Raw genomic sequence first — 2,747 nt, 5'->3', positions numbered from 1 at the left:
CGGCTGAAGAACGAGGTCGGCGCGAGCGAGCTCGTCGACGACCCGTGGCTCGTGCGTGAGCTGCTCGGCTACTTCCCCGAGGCGCTGCGCGAGCCGTACGCCACGACGATGGAGAACCACCCGCTGCGGCGCGAGATCATCACGAACTCGCTCGTCAACGGCCTCGTCAACCGCGGCGGCATCACCTTCGTCCACCGCGCGGTCGAGGAGACGGGCGCCCGGGCCGAGGAGATCGTCAAGGCCTTCGTGGTCGCGCGTGAGGTGTTCGACGCGCAGAGCTTCATCGACGACGTGGAGGCGCTCGACCACGTCATCAGCACGCAGGTGCAGTCAAGGCTGCTGCTGCGTCTGCGCCGCCTGCTCGACCGGGCGACGCGCTGGTTCGTCCACCACGAGGTGGAGCACACGCCGATCGAGACGCTCGTCGAGCGCTACCGCGGACCCGTGCAGCAGCTGTCGCCGAAGGTGCCCGACCTCGTCGTCGGCGTCGGGCGCGAGAAGTTCGAGGCCGAGGTCGACCAGCTCGTCGGCGAGGGCGTCCCGACGGCGCTCGCGCGACGTGCGGCGGCCCTGCTCGACGACTTCGTCCTGCTCGACATCGTCGAGCTCGCGCGTGACCTCGGTGAGGACGTCGAGGATGTCGCCGCGGCGTACTACTACGGCGGCGCCCAGATCGGCCTCGGCCGCATGCTCGACGCCATCGCCGAGCTGCCGCGTGACGACCGCTGGGACGCGCTGGCGCGCGGCGCCGTGCGCGACGACGCGTACGCGGTGCTCGCCGACCTCACACGGGATGTGCTCGCCGAGTCGGAGGCATCGCAGACGACGCAGGAGCGCTGGCAGCAGTGGGCGCAGCGCCACTCGCTCGCCGTCGAGCGTGCCCGCGCCGCCGTGACGGGCGTGCAGAACTCGGCGGCCCGCCTGGCCCCGATGTCGGTGGCGCTGCGCACGATGCGCTCACTGACGCGCGCTGCGGCAGGGGAGCGCGACTGAGCGCGGTGAACGCGACGATGCAGGACGTCCTCGGGTCGGCCTCGTCACTCGACGAGGCCGACCACGAGTGGCTGCACCTGCTCGTCGGCGACTGGCAGCTGCTCGCCGACCTCGCCTTCGGCGACCTCATGATGTGGGTGCGCGGCGACGCCGGGTGGCAGGTCGCGGCGCACGTACGCCCGACGACGGGCGTCAGCCTGTTCGCCGACGACCTCGTCGGCGCCAGGCCGCAGGAACTCGACTCGTCGCAGACACAGGACGATGCCGATCGTGGTGGCGTCGCTGAGGTTGCTGCTCGCGCAGGCACCTCTGTCGAGCGGGGGCTGCGTGAGGGTGAAGCCCGCGCGGACGCCTCCGACGTGAGTGACGGCGTTGAGGACGCCGCCCGTTCGAACGATCTGCAGGTGGGCCTCGATCGCGCTCGCCTCCAGGGTGCGGAGACGCGCGTGGACATCGTGGTCGAAGGCGAGCCGGTCTCACGGCGCCTCGTGCCCGTGCGGCGCGGCGGACGCGTCATCGCGGTTCTCGGGTGCCACATGCGCCTGGGCAACGTGCGTCGCCGCGGCCGCCTGGAGACGCGCTACGTGGCGCTCGCGGAGGCGCTGTTCCGCATGATCGCCGAGGGCACCTTTCCCGACGGCGGCGGCGTCATGGGCGGTCGGGGAGGTGCGCCGCGCGTCGGCGACGGTGTCGTCGAGCTCGACGCGAGCGGTCGCGTCACCTACGCGAGCCCCAACGCGGTCTCGGCGCTCCGCAGGCTCGGGGTGGAGAGCAACATCCCCGGCCTGCTTCTCGCCACCGCGCTCGACGAACGCGGCGTCAAGGCGAGCGACGGGCCGGAGGAGGCCACCGTCGTGCTCGCGGGCCGCGCCCCCTGGCAGGCGGAGTTCCGGCGCGGCTCGGCCGCCGTCATGGTGCGTGCCGTGCCGCTCGTGGCCGGCGGACGCCGCCTCGGCGCGGCGCTGCTGCTGCGCGACATCACCGAGCTGCGCCGTCGCGACCGCGAACTGCTGACGAAGGACGCGACGATCCGCGAGATCCATCACCGCGTCAAGAACAACCTGCAGACGGTGGCCGCGGTGCTGCGCCTGCAGGCGCGCCGGCTGCCCGACGAGGAGGCCCGTCAGGCCCTCGCCGACGCGGGGCGCCGTGTCGGCGTCATCGCCGCGGTTCACGAGTCGCTCAGCGAGGGCTTCGGTGGCACGGTCGACTTCGACGACGTCGCTGCCCGCGGCCTCGCCTCGAGCATCGACGTGGCCCGCCGCTCGGACGCCTCGGTGGCCTCCCACCTCGACGGCTCCTTCGGTGTGCTCTCGAGCGAGGACGCGACGTCCCTCGCGATGGTCCTCGGCGAGCTCGTGCAGAACGCCGTCGAGCACGGCCTCGGGGACGCCGGCGGCAACGTCACCGTGCGGGCACGTCGCGACGGCGACCGGCTCGACGTCCACGTGATCGACGACGGCCGCGGCTACGAGCGCGGAGGTGCGCCCGGCGGCGAGCGTGGCGGTACCGGCCCGGACGCGCCGACAGGTGCGTCAGCACGCGTGCGCAGCGGGCTCGGGACGCAGATCGTCACGACGTTCGTCGAGGATCTGCACGGCGAGATCGCCTGGCATCGCCTCGAGGGCGGCGGCACCGACGCGCACTTCAGCGCCCGTCTGCGTCCAGTCCCTGCGTCGAACTGACCTACGTCAGCCGCGCCCCAAGTCCTCGATTCTCAACCATTACCCGGTGTGCGAATCCCGTCCCCATCG

1 protein-coding gene and 1 pseudogene are annotated in these 2,747 nt (G+C 72.6%); both read left to right on the top strand.

The window, feature by feature from the left end:
- Positions 1-993: pseudogene (locus B2284_RS08480) on the top strand (NAD-glutamate dehydrogenase domain-containing protein); the annotation flags it as partial.
- A gap of 5 nt (positions 994-998) precedes the next feature.
- Positions 999-2,678 (top strand): sensor histidine kinase, encoded by a 1,680-nt coding sequence (locus B2284_RS08475; protein WP_074045524.1) that lies wholly within the window; start codon positions 999-1,001, stop codon positions 2,676-2,678.
- Positions 2,679-2,747 lie beyond the last annotated feature (69 nt).

Origin of the sequence: Dermacoccus sp. UBA1591 (genome assembly GCF_002322065.1) — a bacterium.
Classification (GTDB): Bacteria; Actinomycetota; Actinomycetes; order Actinomycetales; family Dermatophilaceae; genus Dermacoccus; species Dermacoccus nishinomiyaensis.
Note: the sequence above shows the minus strand (reverse complement) of the source record. Positions and strands in the feature narration are given on the sequence as shown.